Raw genomic sequence first — 17,658 nt, 5'->3', positions numbered from 1 at the left:
CTATTGGTCAATGACCATGCCAAAGCCCTGACAGCTTGCTAGTACTTTCGGTAGGCTGCCGACAGCTCGAAAACCTTTGTCAAAATTCGCTGATCCGCATCGGTCAGCTCCAACGAACGTCGGGCCATCGCCTTCGCTGCGGTCGTAAATACGGATTTCAGCGGATGTGCTTTGTAGCCCTGCGCACCACCATCGGAAAAAGAGGGAACAAACTGCCTCGGGAACCCCGTTCCGTGAATATTACAGCCAACACCCACAACGGTGCCGGTGTTAAACATGGTCGATATGCCCGCTTTGGAATGATCGCCCATAATTAAACCACAAAACTGCAAACCGGTTCTGATAAATTTCTGATCCGGGTAATTCCAAACCTTCACCTTATCGTAGGTATTCTTCAGATTCGACACATTACAACCGGCTCCCAGGTTACACCACTCGCCTAAAACCGAATGCCCCAGAAAACCGTCGTGCCCTTTATTGCTGTACCCCAACAAAATGGAGTGGCTAAGTTCGCCTCCGACCTTACAATGGGGCCCCAAAGTTACCGGTCCGTAAATTTTGGTGCCCATATTCACGACCGCATGATCGCCAACAGCAAAAGGACCGCGAATCAGGCTACCTTCCATGATTTCGGCATTCTTCCCAATATAAACGGGTCCGGTAGTGGCATTAATTATTGCGAACTCAACGCAGGCACCTTCCTCTACAAAAATATGTTCGCGCCCCAGCAACTGGTTGGTTGCACTCAGCGCAGCGGATGTCCGGCCTTTTGTCAACAGCTCAAAATCAAGTTGAATCTGACGCGCATTAACCTCATTCAAATCCCAGGGGAAACGGATATAATCGAGTTCACCGTCGAAATTTTGCCAGGCTATTTCAGTCTTTTGCTTCGGATAGGCGTGTGCCTCCAATTCGGGCAAACGTGCAGCAATCGCAATTCCCTGCCATTTGATGCCTTCTCCGAGCTTGAGCTCCGCCACTTGCCGAGCCAGCTGATCGGTCGGACAAACATGGGACGAAAGCAATATATTATCGGCTTCTAGTTGCAGCGGGAATTTCTCGCACAGATACAGGTCGGTTGCATAGGAAAAATTTCCGGACAAGCGCGATGTCCATTTTTCACGAATGGTTAAGATACCCGTGCGCAACTCCGCAACCGGGCGGGTATAGCAAAGCGGCAGTAAGCAATTTCGCTGATCAGTCTCGAATAAAATAATATTCATCGCTCAATTTTTGACCATCAAAGCTAAAACAAAAAAAAAGCTTCGCGAAGGCGAAGCTCTAATTTATCTTTTGTAGATGGTTGTTATTTTTTACGCGCATCCATGTGTTTCTGGTAACGGTTCATGAACTTGTCAACACGACCAGCGGTGTCAACCAATTTCATTTTACCAGTATAAAATGGATGAGAGCTGCTTGAAATTTCCAATTTAACAACTGGGTATTCAACGCCATCAACAACTTCTGTTTCTTTTGTTTGAATAGTAGACTTTGTCAGGAAAATAGTACCGTCTGACATGTCTTTAAACGCTACCGTACGATAGCTATCTGGATGTATGTCTTTTTTCATCGCTGATCTCTTTTAAAACAACATTATTACAATCGGGCTGCAAATATACACACAGTTGTGTAATTTCCAAAGCTTTTTTATTTTTTATCTGAAACTTTTTCGGCATTAATAATCGGAGCTCGCTGAAAGGGTTTGCTGCGGTCAAATAAATAGCGCATCGTGTAGTGCGTTTTCGTATGTTTGCCGCCAACCGACTCATATAGTGCAACAATTTTGGGGTTAAAATCGCCCGCCCAGCTTAGCTCCATCTCTTTGTACCAATTTTTACGATACATCACCGGACGCAGATGCCAGAAAATCGCAGCGTCCACTCCCGAGCGTTGATATTTGGGTACAATACCAATGATCAAGCTCCGCGTACGCGTCATTTTTTTGCGTTTTTTGAGCCACAAAAATTTTAAGATCCCCCAAAAGTTCAGTTTTCCTTTCATCTCGATTAAAATCTGGTTTAAATCGGGAAGCATCACAAACAGGGCTATGGGCTCATCCTCGTGATAGGCAAACCAAATAAACTCGGGTTCAAGGATGGGCTTGGCCGATTTTAGAAAATCGCGCAAATCGTCCTTATCCAGCGGTTTATAATGTTCGTGAAAACGCCAGGCATTATCGTATACCTGCACAAAATCGTCGATGTACTTTTCAGCCTTATCCCACGAAAAATGTTCGAACTTAAACTGTGGTTTTTTCGAAACCCACTCGGCCACTTTCCAAAAGCGCTCGGGCAGTTCAGGAAGCGTGGTATCCAGGTGGTAGCTAAACTGCTTGAAATACATTTGGAAGCCATAAGTCTCGAACAGCTTCTGGTAGTACTTTGGATTGTAGGGCATACCGAATCCCTGCGGCATAAAACCATCAACCAACAAGCCCCAATTAACGTAGTTCTCACCAAAATTAACCGGTCCGTCCATGGCTTCCATGCCACGCTCCTTCAACCACTCCCGAGCCGCATCGAACAACATGTTGGCTGCCTGTTGCTCATCGACACACTCGAAAAAGCCGCAACTTCCGGTAGGCTGTTCAAAAGTATTGGCCTTATCGTAGTTAATGAAGGCAGCAATGCGCCCCAGCAACTCTCCCCGGTCGCCGATCAACACCCAGCGAATGGCCTCCCCGTTTTTAAAGGAGGGATTCTTCGAAGGGGTAAAGGTATCTTCGATCATCCCCTCCAATGGAGGAGCCCAGTTTTTATCTCCCTTATAGATCAGATGCGGCACTTTATGAAAAAGCTTCCGGCTTGCTGCATTATCGACAATTTGTAATTGCATGTTCCTATTTATATTGAATACCCAAGTATATTAAACGAATTGGTTCGACACCGAGCACGATTAATCGGTAATAATTGGCGCTCGTTTAAACTCCTTTTTCGGATCGAACAGATAACGTAAGGTCAGGTGGGTTTTCTCGTGTTTTCCACCTACGGCCTTAAAGATCGAGATCATCTTCGGATTAAAGTCGCCCACCCAGCTCAGCTCCATTTCGTTATACCACATTTTCTTCAGCATAACCTGTCGCAGTTGATAGAATATAGCCGACTCAATTCCTGTTTTCTGAAACTTCGGAATGACGCCCATCACCAACACCCGGCAGCGGGTAATCACTTTACGACGACGCAGCCACAGCATTTTCAGCAAATTTAACAGATTAAGCTTACCGCTATGAATGCGTTTAAACAACTGATTAAGATCGGGCACCATCATAAAGAAGGCCACCGGTTTATTTTCGTGATAGACAAACCAGATGAAATCCTCCTCGAGCATCATCTTCGACTCTTCCAGCATTTTATGAATATCCTCCGGATCGATCCTCTTGTAATTATCGTGCTTCACCCAGGCCTGCTCATAAATATCCAGAAAGTCGCGGATAAAAGCATCCTTTTGAGCAAAGCGAAACTGCCGGAATGAGTAGCCCGGCTTTTTCGACATCCACTCGGCTATCTTCCAAAAGCGGGCCGGCAAGTCGGGGCTGGTAATATCCAGATGATAACTGTACTGCTCGTAATAAGTTTGAAAGCCGTAATTCTGAAACAGGCTGGCATAATACGGCAAATTATACTGCATGCCAAAGCTTTGCTGCACAAATCCATCGACCAAAACCCCCCAGTTAAAGAAATTCTCGCCAATATTGATTGGTCCGTCAACAGCCTCCATCCCCTGCTCTTTAAGCCACGCAACCGCTGTATCGAACAACAGGTTGGCAACTTGCTGATCGTCTGTACACTCAAAAAAACCGATGCCTCCGGTTGGTTGATCAAAACTGTACGAATAGGTATCGGTGACAAAAGCAGCAATACGCCCGACGACTCGGCCATCTTTTTGGACCAGCCATCGACGGGCCGATCCGTTTTTTAACGCATTATTTTTTTGGGGATCGAAAATATTTTCGACCATCATCCGAAGAGGAGGAACCCAATTGGGATCATTCTTATAAATCGTGTAGGGCAGCTGATGAAACGCGTCGATCGATCTTTTATCGTCTACCTGAATTATTTGCATGGAGATCTGTTATCTAATTCCGCCCGAAAGTAATACATCCGTGCGAAAATAAAAAGCAGGAGTTCATCCCCCTGCTTTCTGAATTATCGTTTCTATTTTAATTTTTAGTCGCGGCGAGCAGCCAGTTTGGCCAGCAAACGAAGAATCTCGAGATACAACCATACCAAGGTTACCATCAAGCCAAATGCCCCGTACCACTCCATAATCTTAGGAGCTCCGGATTGTGCACCTCGCTCAATGAAATCGAAATCGAGGATCAGGTTTAAAGCAGCAATCACAACCACCAAAAGGCTGAAACCGATGCTAAAGTTCCCGGTTCCGTGCAGAAACCCCAGGTTTGCGCCAAACATACCGGCGATAAAACTAACCAGGTACACCAGAGCAATACCTCCGGTTGCAGCCACAATACCCATGACCAGCTTTCCGCTTGCGCGGATGGTTCCGGAACGGAATAAAAACAGCATCACAAAGAAAACGCCCAGCGTTAAAGCGACAGCCCGCATAACCAGACCAGGATACTGAACTTCGAAAAAGGCAGAAATTCCACCCAGAAATAAGCCCTCGAAAACAGCATACAAGGGAGCAGTTATGTGCGAGCTCTGCGGACGAAAGGTTGTGACCAGAGCAGTAATAAAGCCACCAATTCCACCGCCGATCAACCACAGCGACACCGCCGAAAAAGCAGCTTCAGTTGTCGAATAATCGTAAGCCCCAAAAAATTTGCGCCAGGTAAACAAAGCCGCAAATGTTACAATCAATAACATCAGCCCGGTTTTATTCATGGTGCCGTTTACAGTCATAACACCACTATCGGCGGATGTTCCCAAACGGCTAAAAACTGAACTTCCGAAAACCGGATTCGATGATTTAGTAAAATTCATATTCAATCAATTTAATTTTCGCGAAAACTATCTATAAAAATGATGCCAAACAGCGTCTGAAAAACCAAAACTGCCGAAACAGCAGTTTCCTGTAACATCTGTTAACATTGCTGCCAAAATAATCTTCGGCTATCGGCATTAAGCCATGTCGGCATTCAAATCGGCGATATCTTCCAGCAGTACTGATGCAATTTTCCGGGCCTGTTCTTCTTCCATCTCATTCACCTGGTTCAAAAACGACTCGCACGATTGACGCAAATCGTCGTTCCGGTTTATCAGAGCAGTCATGGTCCGATAGAACACCTGCCCCAGCTGCGGGTCTTTCGCCAGGGGCGCCATCACCGCAAAGAACGGCTCGAACATTTCGTTGATGGCTTTTTTGTCGACCATTGCCAGACGGCCAATCAACTGCAAACCGGCATAATGCACCAGATATTTTTTCCCGCAACAATATTCAAGGGCTTTCACAAAAGCAAACTTCGAATGCACAAACAAATTCGCCACCAGTTGCTCAATCAGCTCAATATTCTCGGTGCTTTTGGTCCAAAAGTCCATTTGCTCTTCAGTCATGGCGTCGGGCACTTCCAGCATACTGGCTAAAATCATGGTTTCGCGCCAACCTTTATTCCAAAGCTTCAAAGCTAAAAGATGGTTCTTCTCATAACTCCGGCCCAACTCGCGAAGGTGAATAATGGAAGCTCCCCAGTTCACCTTGTATTTCACCCCCATCTTTTTCATTAGGGCTACCGTTTCGCCATTTTTACGCAGCCGAATTTTGGCCAGAATTTCCTGAAATGTTTTTTCCGTTGCCGGATCGTCCAATAAAATATCCATATCAATAAATTATACACTCAACCAAATAAAATACGAGCAGCAAAAGTAATGAATAAATCAGCTGGCGGGTTAAATTCTGATAACTTGACCAGGAGATTCCCAGCTTTGCTTTAACGGCATACGAAAGCCCTATCTTTTCGGCTAAATAGGCGACAACTGTTGCCCAGGCGACGCCGGAGATTCCCCAGAAACGAACCAAGAGCAAGCTCAGACAGGCATTCAGCAGCAGCTCGAACAGGGAAGCCCGCCAGATAAGATCGGTCTGCTTCAGCCCGATTAGAATCGTTTGCGGAAAAAGCAGGCGACTTATAATCAACAACAGGTAAATATTAAATACGGTCGCACTTTCGGAAAAACCAGCATTAAAAAATAGCGGGAAGAACAGATGACTGGTAAGCAAAAGTACGGCGGATAGCGGGAACAGGTAATTCGCCATTTTCGACGATTCCTTGCGAATCCTTGTCAAGCTGCGATCGACCGGGCCACCGCCGGCAAAAGCGGGCAAAATGGCATTGCTAAACGCATTGGCCAACAGCGACACCAAAGGCAACTCGCGCGCTCCGAAGCGAAAAACAGCAAAAACCTGTTCGTCGTAACGCGACCGAATGATAAATCCATCGACATATTGAGCGGACCCACTTAGCAAGGCTGAAAGCACCAATGGATACGACAGTCGGATATGTTCTTTTTGATAAGCCCAAGAGAAACGAAAAGGCAGCCCGCGCAGAACAAACAGCCACAAAACAACATAGCGTACAAGTGCCCAGCCAACAAGCCCGCGGATACAACCATCAATCCCGAAATGAAAAAAAACAGGTAAAAGCACCGCCACCAGCATCAGTGCAGCGCTAAAAATGCCATAGGCAATGAGCCAGCTGGTACGTTTTCGCACCAGAAAATAGTTTTCAGTCAGGCTCGCCGGCCCCGAAAAAAACAGAAAACAAGCAAGCATCCACAATTGCGATGAGCCATTACCGCCAACAAGCCCGGGAAACCAGATTCCCCCTACCGAGAACACCAAAGCTCCGGCAAAAACAGAGAGAACGGTCAGCAGCAAAAAAGCATTGAAGAAACCAATCCCGACCTGGTTGTCGTCCTCGTACAAGGGAAGCAAACCGCGCAACAAGCCATTCAACCAAAAGAAACTAACACTGCCGGCTATGAACAAGAATTGCTCATACAGACCAATAGCACCGATCCCCAAGGTACTTTTAGCCATCACAACACCAATCAGGATCATGCTGCCGTAGCGCATCAGCTGATTGAGCTGCATGGCGGTGATGGTTGTTAGTTTGAGCTTCATCCCCCAAAGCTAAAATTTAGGCCTTTTACTACCAACTGAAAACTTCGATAAAGTGACACCGCCGGCGGGCTATTCATTTTTAAATGAAGGAAACTGCCAGAACCATTTATTTGGGCAAATTTCAGATGCCCCTACCCGGCAAAAATCATGAAGACATTGCCCCCAAAAAACAAGCGAATAGCTAAAAGTACTCTCACTCAATAATTTGTTAAAACAGTGAAAAATCACCGCAACAGCGGGCTGCTGATAACGGCACAAAAAAATTAAAATTTCCGTCTTTTTTTTCATCAAACTATAGGACGAATAAAAAAAGCGTATATCTTTGCAGCACCTTAAACAAAGGGAAACAAATAGAAATGATGGCCCGTTCGTCTAGCGGTTAGGACGCCAGGTTTTCATCCTGGTAGCAGGGGTTCGATTCCCCTACGGGCTACGCAAAAAGAAGAATCAGCAACGGTTCTTCTTTTTTGTTTTTAGCACTATTCGATTGCCACAACAGAGGCAAACAAAGCTCCCAAAAAACAGCAACAGACCACCCGGCTATCGGGCAGTCTGCAAACAGTATTTTCTCGTTCCAAAATCCGAACGACTAACAACCTCCCTGTACTCTTTTCTTCTTTTTAGTTTTGGTAACCGGAGGTAATGCGGCCGGAGCTTCCTGCGTGCTGGTTGCCGGAACAATTGCTCCGCCTCCCAGGGCAGCACCTGCTCCTTTTCGGAAATCGTATTTGGCAAACTCTTCATTGGGGCTGGTTTGTGCCGGCATTTCCGGGTTCATAATGGTTTCGACCCAATAATTGAGTCCCCCTTGTAAGACGTAATTATTTCGATAACCCAACTGACGGGTAATCATCCACGCCTGGTTAGCCTTATTGGAACTGTTGGAGTAAAAGACATTCATTTTCACATCCTGATTCAGATAATCGGTGTACTCCGCATCCAGCAAACTTTCGATCGGGACATTGATAGCACCGGGCAAACTGAATTTTTCAAATTCGGCGCGGCTACGCACATCAATCAGCTGCAAGGTGGGATCTTTCTGAATCAACATATCCGCAATTTGATCGGGATGTACAAATTGTAATTCTTCTTTCACCTCATCGAGCAACTGATCGGCCGTTAAACGATAGGGCTTGGTGGTATTTTCGGGAATGGCAGCTATAATCAACCCAAGAGGAACAATCACGCTGGCCAGTATTAATCGTGCTTTCATACTTTCTGTTTTTAACGTTGATTGATGGTATAATCTTTCCGTGCAAATTTCTTTTCGGCCCATTCGCCGACCCAGAACATGGCCAAAGCCACCAAAATAATCAGCAACATGAGTACGCCTCGCGACAGCCCCAGCCAATCGCTCAGCAGCGGGCTGCCCATAAACTCGGCCTTATAAAAACTTTCCCACAGCGGGTAGCCTTCGGCAAACGCAAAAATGCCGATAAAGATTCCGCCAATGAAAGCCAGTGCGTCTATTTTGCCAATAGCTGCGGCGCAGAACGAGGTTCCCGGGCAATAGCCCCCCATGATAAAACCTGCCCCCATGATGACGCCTCCGCCAATAGCCGACCACAAAAAAGTGGGATTGATATAGATGTAACTAAGATCGATCCAACCGAAAAGGCTCATAAACAAAAGGGCCAGGCCTCCGGTAATGGCGGCCGTAAAAAACACCTTAAGCACCGTAGTGTCGTAGCCGTAGAACATACCCGCCAGGCGACGACTGCTGGAGAATCCGTTTTGCTCGAGAATAAATCCGAAAGCAATGCCAATGAAGAATGCAATCAGAAAATTTGTATTGGGTGAAATTATTTCGTTGACAATTAATGGTCCCATAATTGTAAGATTTGAGTGTTCGAATATCAGAAAATTAGAATAGCAATTAATCAATTATCACTAATCAATGACTACAGCCACAGCTTGCGGGCAAACCAGGCTAAGGCAAAAGCAGTTCCGAAGATGGCCGCCATCGTAATAAATCCGCCTGCCGACAGCACCGACATCCCCGTTAGCGCCGAACCACTAGTACAGCCACGGCCCAGCTGCGCGCCAAAGCCAAAGAAAATACCACCGATAACAGCAAAGATGACGCGGATCCGACTGCTCACATTCGGTCCTCGCTCTACCTTGAAATGCAACCGCCCGGCCAAAGCCCCCGACAGGAAACCGCCAACCAACACGCCCAGCATCTCGAATACCAGCCACGACTTGAGCGGATGCTCATGGGTTGAGCCGTACTCCTGATAAAACAACGCATTTTCGGCATGCGAGGGTGCCACCGTTTCGACACCGGCAACAATAACAGACTTAGCAGCACCGCTGGCCCCCAACCCGCGGCCCGACACCCAGAAGGCCACTGCCAACACCAATCCCAGCAGCACACCGCCGAGATAGGGATTCATATATTTTTTCGGTTCATTCATCTCAAATAGATTTTTAGGTTATTGGATTTCAATCATTCGTCATACAAACATCATTTTTCGTTTCGCTAGAACTGCCGAAATTCGGCGACTGCCCCATCAATACAACCACCGGCTAAACTGCCCGGCATAAGCAATAATGAAGCGCAGCATCAAGCTACCAAACAACACCAAAGCCACAGGCAGATAAACCGGTATTTTTTTGTGTCGAAGCTCCAGAATTTCGAGGAATGCCGGGACAACCATGCCCAACATCACCACAAAAATCCAGAATGGTGCAGTGTAAGGCCCCCCCAGGAACAAACCGGAAGCTTCGATTTGCACCTGCGTACTGGCACGAAAGCCCATAAACATGTGAATGATTAGAAACAGTTCGATGCCGATGAGCATCAAATCGATGCGGGCAAACAACAGACGTTCATCATGACTTCGTGCAAACAGAATAATCGTTGCTGCTCCGGCCGACAAGCCCGAAGCAAGAAACAAGGGGCCCAAAATCGAGGTATTCCAAAGCGGGCGTGCATTGAAGGCTGAAAACAGAATACCGGTATAAATCCCCAAAATCAGAGATAACACGAGCATCACCCAAGCGAGCCCAACCTTATTCTTCACAAAAAAGCCATTCAAATCTTTCAGGATGATATTCTTCCACTCCCATTTCGGAAAAAATTCCTGAATATGAATGGCAAGCCAGATCACACTGATGGGCGTAATTGCCATCAAGGTCCAGGCACCCCACGACATGGGCGACTCCAGTTTAATGGTGGTATACAATTGCCAGAAATACAACTTATGGCGCAAATCGAGAAATAAAGCAGCCAGGCCGATTATCAGCAAAAAAGGCACAACAACCGGCGCCCGGCGTACAGCTCCCGCATAGCGTTCCTCCTTACCCAAGATGGTGTACAAAGCCGCAAAAAACAAGATTCCGGCAGTCAAACCACCCAAAAACAAGTAAAGCGGAATATGCCAGTGCCAAATTTCGAGATGCGGATCAATATGGGCATTCATGCGTCCGCTGGTGATTAGTTCTTCTCGCATAGTTCTGTTGGTTTAGATCAGGTAAAAAACATGAGGCCTGGTTCCTGCTTCGGGGATCAGGCTTTTATACTTTCGCTTTTTCAGCACCTTGGATACCTCGCTGTTCGGATCGTCCAAATCGCCGAAATACATGCACTTGGTCGGGCAAACAGCAACACAGGCCGGCTGCTCGCCCAGCTTAATACGGTGATCGCAAAATGTACATTTATCCACATAGCCATCGGGATGCGAGTAACGCGCATCGTAGGGACAACTGGCAATACAGGCACCGCAACCAATACATTTGTGCTGGGTAACCTTCACAATACCGCCCTCAACATAATGGCTGGCACCGGTGGGACAACAACGCACACAGGGCGAATTATCGCAATGATTGCATCGTTCCGAGCGGATCTCGATTTCCAGTTGCGGATAGGTTCCGTCAGTAACTTCCACAATCCAGTCGCGGCAATAGCCAATGGGCACCATATTTTCGGTTTGGCAGGCCACCACGCAATCCGCGCAGCCGACACATTTTTTAGTATCAATAGCCATGGCGTATCTCATGATTCCACCTCACTTTCTTTTTCAAATCGAAATGTTACAAAGTTTCCACGCATACCGGTTCCGCCCATAATCGGATCGACCAACACGCGGGTAATCAGTTGCGAGTCACTGGCTCCGCGACCATGCGCCCGGCTCAGCTGTTTATGATTATGGCCGAAACCATGCACCATATATACCGAATCGAAGCGGATACGCTCGGTTATCCGGACCTTAATGGGAAAATCGGAGACGACACCATCCTGGTTTTGCAGGTAAACCTCCTGTCCGGCAGTTAAGCCCCACTCTTTGGCCACCTTCGGATTCACCCAGACCACATTTTCATCCATCAGATCTGTCAGGTTGGGATTATTAGCCGTACGGCTGAAGGTGTGCATTGGTGCCCGCCCGTAATTAAGACGATAATAGCCTGCAGGCGGCTCCTGATGTGGAGTATAGACCGGCAACGGGTCGAAGCCTTCTTCAGCAAAAGCAGTCGAATACAATTCAATTTTACCGGTATTGGTATAAAACTCTTTGTCTTCCCCATCCTGAAAATACAGCGGACCGTATTCGCGCGGCAGGTTTTTCACCCCAATCCGTTTCATTTCGTCGAGCGACGAACCGATTTGTTTGAGTTGCCAATCCAGCGAATCCTCAAAATTTTCCCAGGCAAAATAATCACCCAGTCCCATTTTGCCCGCCAGCTTTTTGGCAATCCAGTAGGCTGGTTTGGTATCGTAAAGCGGATCGGTTGCAGGCATGCGCAGTGCCACATTGGGCACCCGCCCCTGAACAATGCGAAGATCATCCCAGCGCTCCAGGTAAGTGCACTCGGGGAGCACAACATCGGCATAACCGGTAATTTCCATGGGCATGGTATCCACCACCACCAGCAGGTCGAGGCTTTTAATGGCTTCCAGTGTTTTTTGTTTATCGGGCAGGGTCATAATCAGGTTGGTGCCATTAACAATCCACCCTTTAATATGGCAGTCCATCCGAACCGACGGAATCGTAGCCTCACAAACTCCGTTAGCCAACGCCAGATCTGCCAGTCGGAACTTTCCATCCATTGCGTCGCGCCAGGTACGAGCTGGTTTGGGAAATGGCGGATGCGGGTAATCAGGCACTTCAGCCTTCTCAGGCACAAAGAAACCACCTCGTCGCCCCCACGAACCGAGCAGCGCATTCAGAATAGCCACTGCCCGCAAGCGCTGTGTGTCGTCGCCATACCAGGTAACATGGCGCCCCGGATGAACAATCACCGAAGGAGCTGCATTGGCCATCTCGCGGGCTGTTTCGCGAATCACATCCGGTTTAATCGTCGTAATTCCGTAAGCCCACTCGGGCGTGTAGCTTTTTACATGTTGCTTTAGCTGCTCAAAGCCATAGGTATATTTCTCAACATACTCTTCGTCGTACCAATTATTCTCGATGATCAGATGAATCCAACTTAACAGCAACGCAAGATCGGTAGCGGGTTTTATGGGCAGCCAGAATTTGGACTTGCTGGCCGCTGTTGAAAAACGCGGATCAACAGTGATTATCGTTGCTCCTTTATCAATAGCGTCCGACATTTCCTGCACCTGTCCGTTGTGCATATTCTCGCCCAGATGTGAGCCAATCAGCACCAGACAGCGCGTGTCCCGAATGTCGGTCGGTTCGGGAGAGTTCAGCCCCTCGCCATAAGTGGCAATAAAAGCGACCTCGCGGGGTCCGCGACATTGCGCGTACGATGGCGCCGCAATATTCCCCGAGCCAAATGCTTTCAACAAGGTTCCGAAGTAATGGCCGCCACTACCATGCGTGAGCAAGGCCGTGCACTCAGCTCCGTGTTCCTGCTTAATTTTTGCCAGTCCTTTGGCAACCACATCCAGTGCTTCATCCCAGCTGGCTTCCCGAAATGTTTGTTGCCCATCCGCTCCGGCAACACGGATCAAAGGTGTTTTCAAACGATCCTGATCGTAATACATGCCAACACCTCCTGTTCCGCGCGGGCAAAGCCGTCCGTTGCAGTTTGTGTCGTCATCGTTTCCAACAATTTTTTTGATGTTTCCTTCCTGATCCTTGTATACCCAACCAGCACATTTCCAAAAACAAACTTCGCAATAAGTGGAAGTCCGTACAGAACCAACAGGTCGCATGTTACTGAAAGGCGTTTTATTGAAATCGGGCCTGGCCGAGCGCAACTGATGTGCTCCAAATAAAAGGCCTGCAGCACTCAAGGAAGAAATTTTTATAAAATCCCGACGTTTGTGAGCCATAGTTAGATTGATTTAGTCACATAAACATACAAAACTATCGATATAGCAATATGTGATTATTTCAATATGTTTTACAGCAGCCATTACTACTTACTGCAACCAGGCAGAGGAAAACCACTACTACACTGACTACCAACCAACAAACAAAACACGTCGCTTTTATTTAGAAAGTCTACAAATAAGAAAAAGAAATAATCTAGAATGATTCAACACAATAGCTTGATTAACAGCATTTAGCAGATATTGATCTTTCGTTCACAAGTCAACCATCGCGTTTAAATTCCGGAATAAATCAGGATATCTTTTCAACAGCCCATCAACAGCCACTTCCCGAGCGTGACAGCTGCGAATAACCTGCTGAACCCGGTAGTTTCCAGCCATCAATTTTATTTCTAATAGCGAAGCCACCTCCTTCCTATACAGAGCAACCAGGGGTTCAATCCCGTTTTGATGAACAGGAACGACCACATCGGCACCCTGTCGTTCTGCCAGGAGCAAACTAAACAACTCGGGAACCACAAAAGGTACGTCGCAACTAACGACCATGTTATAATTAAAACGGGACTCAGACAGTGCGGCATGCAAACCGCCAAGCGGGCCGCAATTGTAAAAGCTGTCGGGAACGGTCTTCAGTCCAAACTGCTCATAATCCGGATCGTTCGTGCTAATAATTATCTCGGAGCAAAGCGGGCGCAGTAAATCGATTGCATACTGTGCGAGCAATTTCCCCCGATACATCATTAAACCTTTATCTGTTCCCATTCGGGAGCTTTTTCCTCCTGCCAGGATGATGCCGCCAAACTGTTCTGTCATCTGTTTGGATTTTTTTCGATTTAACCGAAGTTCGGAAAATCCGGGATAAATCAAAAATTGCTATCTTTCGTACAAACCGTAAAAACCATTCTGTTGAACATCTGAATTTAAACCACCGAACTATGAACAGAAGAAGAAGAAAAGACCATGGCAACCTGATCGCCTTTGCAATTGGAGCTATCCTGATTTTGCTTTTGCTGCTGGTTTATTTTTCGTAGATCGAAAGAATGCGATAGAGCAATCGCACTTGCACGAAGATCAGCATCCAGCATAGCGATGGAAAGCCTTGTGTTTAACACACCCCAAAAGCACCAGTCCTTTAGGAGAACAGGTGCTTCTTTCTGAAAGTCTTACCACCCAAAGGCGCTAAGCCGCATTGCCAACAACTGGTTTTGAATAGCTGTGGAACGACAACCCAACAACTTTTGAAAACAACGACAACAGCATCGTCGAAAATTGTAGACTTTCATTCCTGTTGGTGATTCCCATGAATCATGAATGTTTTTTTCTGAAAGTTTTATTACGCAGAGGCGCTAAGCCGCATTGCCAACAACTGGGTTTGATTAGAGGTGGAGCGACAACCCGACAACTTTTGAAAACAACGACAACAGCATCGTCGAAAAACAGTGAACTTTCATTCCTGTTGGTGATTCCCGGGAATCAGGTTGTTCTTTTCACAAGCGCACACAAACCTGCGGTTGATCAGGCAAAGCCCGGAAGATCGCTTTGGCGTCTGCTTCATTCAAAATCAAACTTATCGAAGGGCGATAGTCCGGCTGTTTAAAACGGATGGTCTTTTGCAAGTCGGTCTTCGCCTGTTTCAAATCCTGCTTCCACCAAAACTGTTTACTTTGCAGCCACTCGCTTCTCGCGTCAGTATCCACTCCTTCAATTTTCAGCACGATCTGATTATCCAGGGTGAGCATCCAGTGCACAATCTCCTGCCGGGTGGTAGCAATAATATGCTGCTGATTGGCATATTCCACACTGTCGCGCGGAGCTTTCTTCACAACCAATGGTGACCGTGCAATTGTCGACAAAAGGCTGGTCCCTCGGGCCGGCTCTCCAAAATAATGATGGTATGCCCCGATATTCAAGCGCCGGAACAACTCGTCGATTTGAAAGTCGATCAATTTCGAACTTTTCAGAACCACACCTTTTAGTTCCAGTTGCAGTACACTATCTTTCAGGTTTACTGACAAGCTGATGGAGTCGGCTTTTGTAAGCTGAAAGCGACTCTCGAGCCAGGTTTTATCCCGATAAAGCGTGCAGGTTTCCGCATCCGGTTCAGCAGCAACCGAAAGCAGCCTTACATCCTCCTGCTGGTAAAGCATTTTCACATAATTCCGCACAGCAATGATCGACAAAACCACATATTGGACGGCTACCAACAACAAGATTACTGAACCAAAAATTGTGATGAATTTTCGTTCTTTGGACTTTCTCATCTGCGTATATTTTTCGGGATTCATTTTTCAATAAATTGTTAGATTTTCAGACCACAAAGCACTTATAATGCTATGATCCAGCGCGCTTTGACATCCCAAGCCACAAGTCCACAAAGCACAAAAAGCCAGCCAATTGCAACAATTCAAGGAGCTATTCATTTTAGTAAATAAACACTTTTGCCCCCACGGGCAGCGTCTTATAGACGGCCTCCAGATCTTCATCATTTAAACGGATGCAGCCATGAGTTACCGGCTGTCCCAAAAATCGCTGATAAAGCGTTCCGTGAATCAAATAGCCATTGCCCAGCGCCAGGGCATAATCGCCCAGCACACCATATTCGTAACGACTGGGCGAGTCGGCCGGCGGCACCGGCAAGCCCTCCTCCACAAACGCCCAATCGGGTTTGCGCCATACGGGATCAGTAATTTTCCCCTTCACCGATAAAACCCCTTTGGGCGTTTCGAACACCCAATGTTTTTGCTGATCGGTTTCGAGCCGGATATAGCTGCCAGTAGAGCAAAGGCCCTGACGAATCAGTTTTTTGTTTCGATACAGTTCAAAGGTATTATTGGTGGTGTTCACGATCAGGTACATTCCTCCTGGAGTCAACCGATCCATCTTCTTTTGCAAGCGGCCAATATCTGCAGTCAGCTCCTGCGAACCGGGCATGGCGGCCATTACCGCGCTGCTGTCGGTAGCCAGGCGGTACAACAAAGGCTGTTTTGTAAGCCATGGCGTGGCTCCGAAAACCAGCCACAAAAACAGCAATAGCACACCGACCAGCGTCAGCACGAAGCCTAACCATCGCCACAAAGGCTTCGCTAAAATAAGCTTGAAACCATCTTCTTTTACCGAATCAATTTCTCTTTTCATCCTTCAATTCCAAGCGATTAAATCATTACTCCCCAAGAACTTCATTCAACGGCCGAACAGATCCGACGATGAAAACAGGAGTGCCGACCGACACCAGCCGAAACAGGGCATCCATATCCTGATTATGCAATGCAATACAGCCATCGGTCCAATCAACGCCTTTGCCTCCCATCCCGTGAATTTCAATCAAACTACCGATATCCGCTTTGGCCGACAGGCTGCCATTGCGTTTGGCTGCTGCAAAGCGCGCCCGGTCTCGGTCATTGGGGTAGTTCAGCAACAAAGCTTTATAAAATTTTGTCTGTCCGCCGGCTTTCTTTCGGCTTATCCGGTATACGCCTTCGGGCGTCGCCTTATCTCCCTTTCGTTGCTTATCGCCCAGCCAGTTGATGCCTAACTCAACGTCAAAAGTTCGAATGATCTTTCCAGTCTGATAAACAACACAGCGATGTGCCAATTTATCGACCAGGATAACCTTCTGGCCTCCATTCGATTGTCGGATAGCCTGCTGAGTCTGTTTTTGCCAACTGCTGTGTGCTCCGAACCATGCACGAACTAAGGCTTCTGCTTTTTCATTGGAATGATGCAGCAAGCCCTCAGCCTCTGCAAGATGCGCTTCCGCCTCGTTAAACCGGCGGTTCTGCCACGAGAACTTCGCTTCGGCCAACTTCATCACTCCCCTGTTATGGTTCCGGGTTACTGCGGCCGGGAGCGGCAAATGCTTATAGTACCGATCGTAAAGACGGGACTGGTTTTCAGCCTCCTGCAAGGCTTGTTTAAGTCGATTATCGGCCGAGGCAGCTCTTCGGCCGGAGAGCTCGCCAGCCTCAACAGCTTTACGGAGGGTTTGTGCCACCCAGTATTCAACGGTCGAATAATTACGCGCCAAAATAAACCGATCATTCTCCACAGCCCAGTAATGCATCGCCGAGTCGTAGGCCGTCTTCGCTTCAACATAAGCCTCGCTCGCATACCGGACTGCATTTGTATTTTGCGCAGCGAGCAATGCTTCACGAGCTGTTTTCAACCCGGAAACCGGCGGCTGCGGCCGTTGATAAACTGCCAACACAACCAACAACACAACGATTGCCACAGTCCCCAAGGACCAGACAAGCTTCCGCTTTAGCCTCCGCATAAACATCGCATTAAAAAAATCCCCGGGCACAATTCTCCCGGGGAAATTCTATGGTTACTACAGCTCT

17 protein-coding genes and 1 tRNA gene are annotated in these 17,658 nt (G+C 47.3%); 1 reads left to right on the top strand and 17 read right to left on the bottom strand.

Annotation, left to right across the window (positions count from 1 at the left end; genetic code table 11):
- Nucleotides 1–38 precede the first annotated feature (38 nt).
- From C8N47_RS09060 to C8N47_RS09030, 7 genes are all read right to left on the bottom strand, one after another.
- Entirely contained in the window at nucleotides 39–1,223 is a 1,185-nt protein-coding gene (locus C8N47_RS09060; protein ID WP_107822222.1) for a GlmU family protein, read from the bottom strand.
- A gap of 83 nt (nucleotides 1,224–1,306) precedes the next feature.
- Complete coding sequence (locus tag C8N47_RS09055; protein WP_107822221.1) at nucleotides 1,307–1,570, bottom strand: type B 50S ribosomal protein L31; 264 nt, start codon at nucleotides 1,568–1,570, stop codon at nucleotides 1,307–1,309.
- Nucleotides 1,571–1,647: 77 nt separating this feature from the next.
- On the bottom strand, nucleotides 1,648–2,835 hold the full coding sequence (locus C8N47_RS09050) for an N-acetyltransferase (protein WP_107822220.1): 1,188 nt from the start codon (nucleotides 2,833–2,835) through the stop codon (nucleotides 1,648–1,650).
- A gap of 60 nt (nucleotides 2,836–2,895) precedes the next feature.
- The gene (locus C8N47_RS09045) at nucleotides 2,896–4,062 is read right to left on the bottom strand and encodes a glycoside hydrolase family 71/99 protein (protein ID WP_107822219.1); all 1,167 of its coding nucleotides are present in this window, start codon (nucleotides 4,060–4,062) and stop codon (nucleotides 2,896–2,898) included.
- Nucleotides 4,063–4,166: 104 nt separating this feature from the next.
- Complete coding sequence (locus tag C8N47_RS09040; protein ID WP_107822218.1) at nucleotides 4,167–4,943, bottom strand: Bax inhibitor-1/YccA family protein; 777 nt, start codon at nucleotides 4,941–4,943, stop codon at nucleotides 4,167–4,169.
- A gap of 138 nt (nucleotides 4,944–5,081) precedes the next feature.
- Complete coding sequence (locus C8N47_RS09035) at nucleotides 5,082–5,777, bottom strand: DNA alkylation repair protein (RefSeq protein WP_107822217.1); 696 nt, start codon at nucleotides 5,775–5,777, stop codon at nucleotides 5,082–5,084.
- Nucleotide 5,778: 1 nt separating this feature from the next.
- Nucleotides 5,779–7,080, bottom strand: a complete 1,302-nt coding sequence (locus tag C8N47_RS09030) for an oligosaccharide flippase family protein (protein ID WP_107822216.1) — start codon at nucleotides 7,078–7,080, stop codon at nucleotides 5,779–5,781.
- Nucleotides 7,081–7,441: 361 nt separating this feature from the next.
- Between C8N47_RS09030 and C8N47_RS09025 the strand changes: the two genes are divergently transcribed.
- A tRNA-Glu gene (locus tag C8N47_RS09025) sits at nucleotides 7,442–7,513 on the top strand.
- A 156-nt stretch (nucleotides 7,514–7,669) separates the two neighbouring features.
- On the opposite strand, the gene C8N47_RS09020 is transcribed toward C8N47_RS09025, so the two are convergent.
- From C8N47_RS09020 to C8N47_RS08975, 10 genes are all read right to left on the bottom strand, one after another.
- A complete protein-coding gene (locus tag C8N47_RS09020) occupies nucleotides 7,670–8,293 on the bottom strand; it encodes a rhodanese-like domain-containing protein (protein WP_170111345.1) in 624 nt (207 codons plus the stop codon).
- Nucleotides 8,294–8,304: 11 nt separating this feature from the next.
- Nucleotides 8,305–8,910, bottom strand: a complete 606-nt coding sequence (locus C8N47_RS09015) for a YeeE/YedE thiosulfate transporter family protein (RefSeq protein WP_107822214.1) — start codon at nucleotides 8,908–8,910, stop codon at nucleotides 8,305–8,307.
- Between the two features lie 71 nt (nucleotides 8,911–8,981).
- Entirely contained in the window at nucleotides 8,982–9,497 is a 516-nt protein-coding gene (locus C8N47_RS09010) for a YeeE/YedE thiosulfate transporter family protein (protein ID WP_107822213.1), read from the bottom strand.
- A gap of 96 nt (nucleotides 9,498–9,593) precedes the next feature.
- Nucleotides 9,594–10,535 (bottom strand): NrfD/PsrC family molybdoenzyme membrane anchor subunit, encoded by a 942-nt coding sequence (gene nrfD, locus C8N47_RS09005; RefSeq protein WP_107822212.1) that lies wholly within the window; start codon nucleotides 10,533–10,535, stop codon nucleotides 9,594–9,596.
- A gap of 12 nt (nucleotides 10,536–10,547) precedes the next feature.
- The gene (locus C8N47_RS09000) at nucleotides 10,548–11,081 is read right to left on the bottom strand and encodes a 4Fe-4S dicluster domain-containing protein (RefSeq protein ID WP_211316085.1); all 534 of its coding nucleotides are present in this window, start codon (nucleotides 11,079–11,081) and stop codon (nucleotides 10,548–10,550) included.
- Nucleotides 11,078–13,321, bottom strand: coding sequence for a molybdopterin-containing oxidoreductase family protein (locus tag C8N47_RS08995; protein ID WP_107822210.1), 2,244 nt, complete (start codon nucleotides 13,319–13,321; stop codon nucleotides 11,078–11,080). Before C8N47_RS08995 ends, C8N47_RS09000 begins: the two co-directional genes overlap by 4 nt.
- A 255-nt stretch (nucleotides 13,322–13,576) precedes the next feature.
- On the bottom strand, nucleotides 13,577–14,134 hold the full coding sequence (gene mobA, locus C8N47_RS08990) for a molybdenum cofactor guanylyltransferase (RefSeq protein WP_146161483.1): 558 nt from the start codon (nucleotides 14,132–14,134) through the stop codon (nucleotides 13,577–13,579).
- Between the two features lie 674 nt (nucleotides 14,135–14,808).
- A complete protein-coding gene (locus C8N47_RS08985; protein ID WP_146161482.1) occupies nucleotides 14,809–15,582 on the bottom strand; it encodes a hypothetical protein in 774 nt (257 codons plus the stop codon).
- 160 nt (nucleotides 15,583–15,742) lie between these two features.
- Nucleotides 15,743–16,456, bottom strand: coding sequence for a L,D-transpeptidase (locus C8N47_RS08980; RefSeq protein ID WP_211316084.1), 714 nt, complete (start codon nucleotides 16,454–16,456; stop codon nucleotides 15,743–15,745).
- Nucleotides 16,457–16,481: 25 nt separating this feature from the next.
- Nucleotides 16,482–17,591 carry a L,D-transpeptidase family protein gene (locus C8N47_RS08975; RefSeq protein WP_170111344.1) on the bottom strand — a complete coding sequence of 370 codons (1,110 nt, stop codon included), beginning with the start codon at nucleotides 17,589–17,591 and terminating at the stop codon, nucleotides 16,482–16,484.
- Between the last annotated feature and the right edge of the window lie 67 nt (nucleotides 17,592–17,658).

The organism is Mangrovibacterium marinum (genome assembly GCF_003046625.1).
Taxonomy (GTDB): Bacteria; Bacteroidota; Bacteroidia; order Bacteroidales; family Prolixibacteraceae; genus Mangrovibacterium; species Mangrovibacterium marinum.
Note: the sequence above shows the minus strand (reverse complement) of the source record. Positions and strands in the feature narration are given on the sequence as shown.

Bases quoted from the DNA above. Each gene is read 5' to 3' on its own strand.
- C8N47_RS08980 (WP_211316084.1), bottom strand. From the start codon at position 16,456: ATGAAAAGAGAAATTGATTCGGTAAAAGAAGATGGTTTCAAGCTTATT.
- C8N47_RS09000 (WP_211316085.1), bottom strand. From the start codon at position 11,081: ATGAGATACGCCATGGCTATTGATACTAAAAAATGTGTCGGCTGCGCG.
- C8N47_RS09060 (WP_107822222.1), bottom strand. From the start codon at position 1,223: ATGAATATTATTTTATTCGAGACTGATCAGCGAAATTGCTTACTGCCG.
- C8N47_RS09040 (WP_107822218.1), bottom strand. From the start codon at position 4,943: ATGAATTTTACTAAATCATCGAATCCGGTTTTCGGAAGTTCAGTTTTT.
- C8N47_RS09010 (WP_107822213.1), bottom strand. From the start codon at position 9,497: ATGAATGAACCGAAAAAATATATGAATCCCTATCTCGGCGGTGTGCTG.
- mobA (WP_146161483.1), bottom strand. From the start codon at position 14,134: ATGACAGAACAGTTTGGCGGCATCATCCTGGCAGGAGGAAAAAGCTCC.
- C8N47_RS09050 (WP_107822220.1), bottom strand. From the start codon at position 2,835: ATGCAATTACAAATTGTCGATAATGCAGCAAGCCGGAAGCTTTTTCAT.
- C8N47_RS09035 (WP_107822217.1), bottom strand. From the start codon at position 5,777: ATGGATATTTTATTGGACGATCCGGCAACGGAAAAAACATTTCAGGAA.
- nrfD (WP_107822212.1), bottom strand. From the start codon at position 10,535: ATGCGAGAAGAACTAATCACCAGCGGACGCATGAATGCCCATATTGAT.
- C8N47_RS09020 (WP_170111345.1), bottom strand. From the start codon at position 8,293: ATGAAAGCACGATTAATACTGGCCAGCGTGATTGTTCCTCTTGGGTTG.
- C8N47_RS09015 (WP_107822214.1), bottom strand. From the start codon at position 8,910: ATGGGACCATTAATTGTCAACGAAATAATTTCACCCAATACAAATTTT.
- C8N47_RS09045 (WP_107822219.1), bottom strand. From the start codon at position 4,062: ATGCAAATAATTCAGGTAGACGATAAAAGATCGATCGACGCGTTTCAT.
- C8N47_RS08975 (WP_170111344.1), bottom strand. From the start codon at position 17,591: ATGCGGAGGCTAAAGCGGAAGCTTGTCTGGTCCTTGGGGACTGTGGCA.
- C8N47_RS08985 (WP_146161482.1), bottom strand. From the start codon at position 15,582: ATGAGAAAGTCCAAAGAACGAAAATTCATCACAATTTTTGGTTCAGTA.
- C8N47_RS08995 (WP_107822210.1), bottom strand. From the start codon at position 13,321: ATGGCTCACAAACGTCGGGATTTTATAAAAATTTCTTCCTTGAGTGCT.
- C8N47_RS09055 (WP_107822221.1), bottom strand. From the start codon at position 1,570: ATGAAAAAAGACATACATCCAGATAGCTATCGTACGGTAGCGTTTAAA.
- C8N47_RS09030 (WP_107822216.1), bottom strand. From the start codon at position 7,080: ATGAAGCTCAAACTAACAACCATCACCGCCATGCAGCTCAATCAGCTG.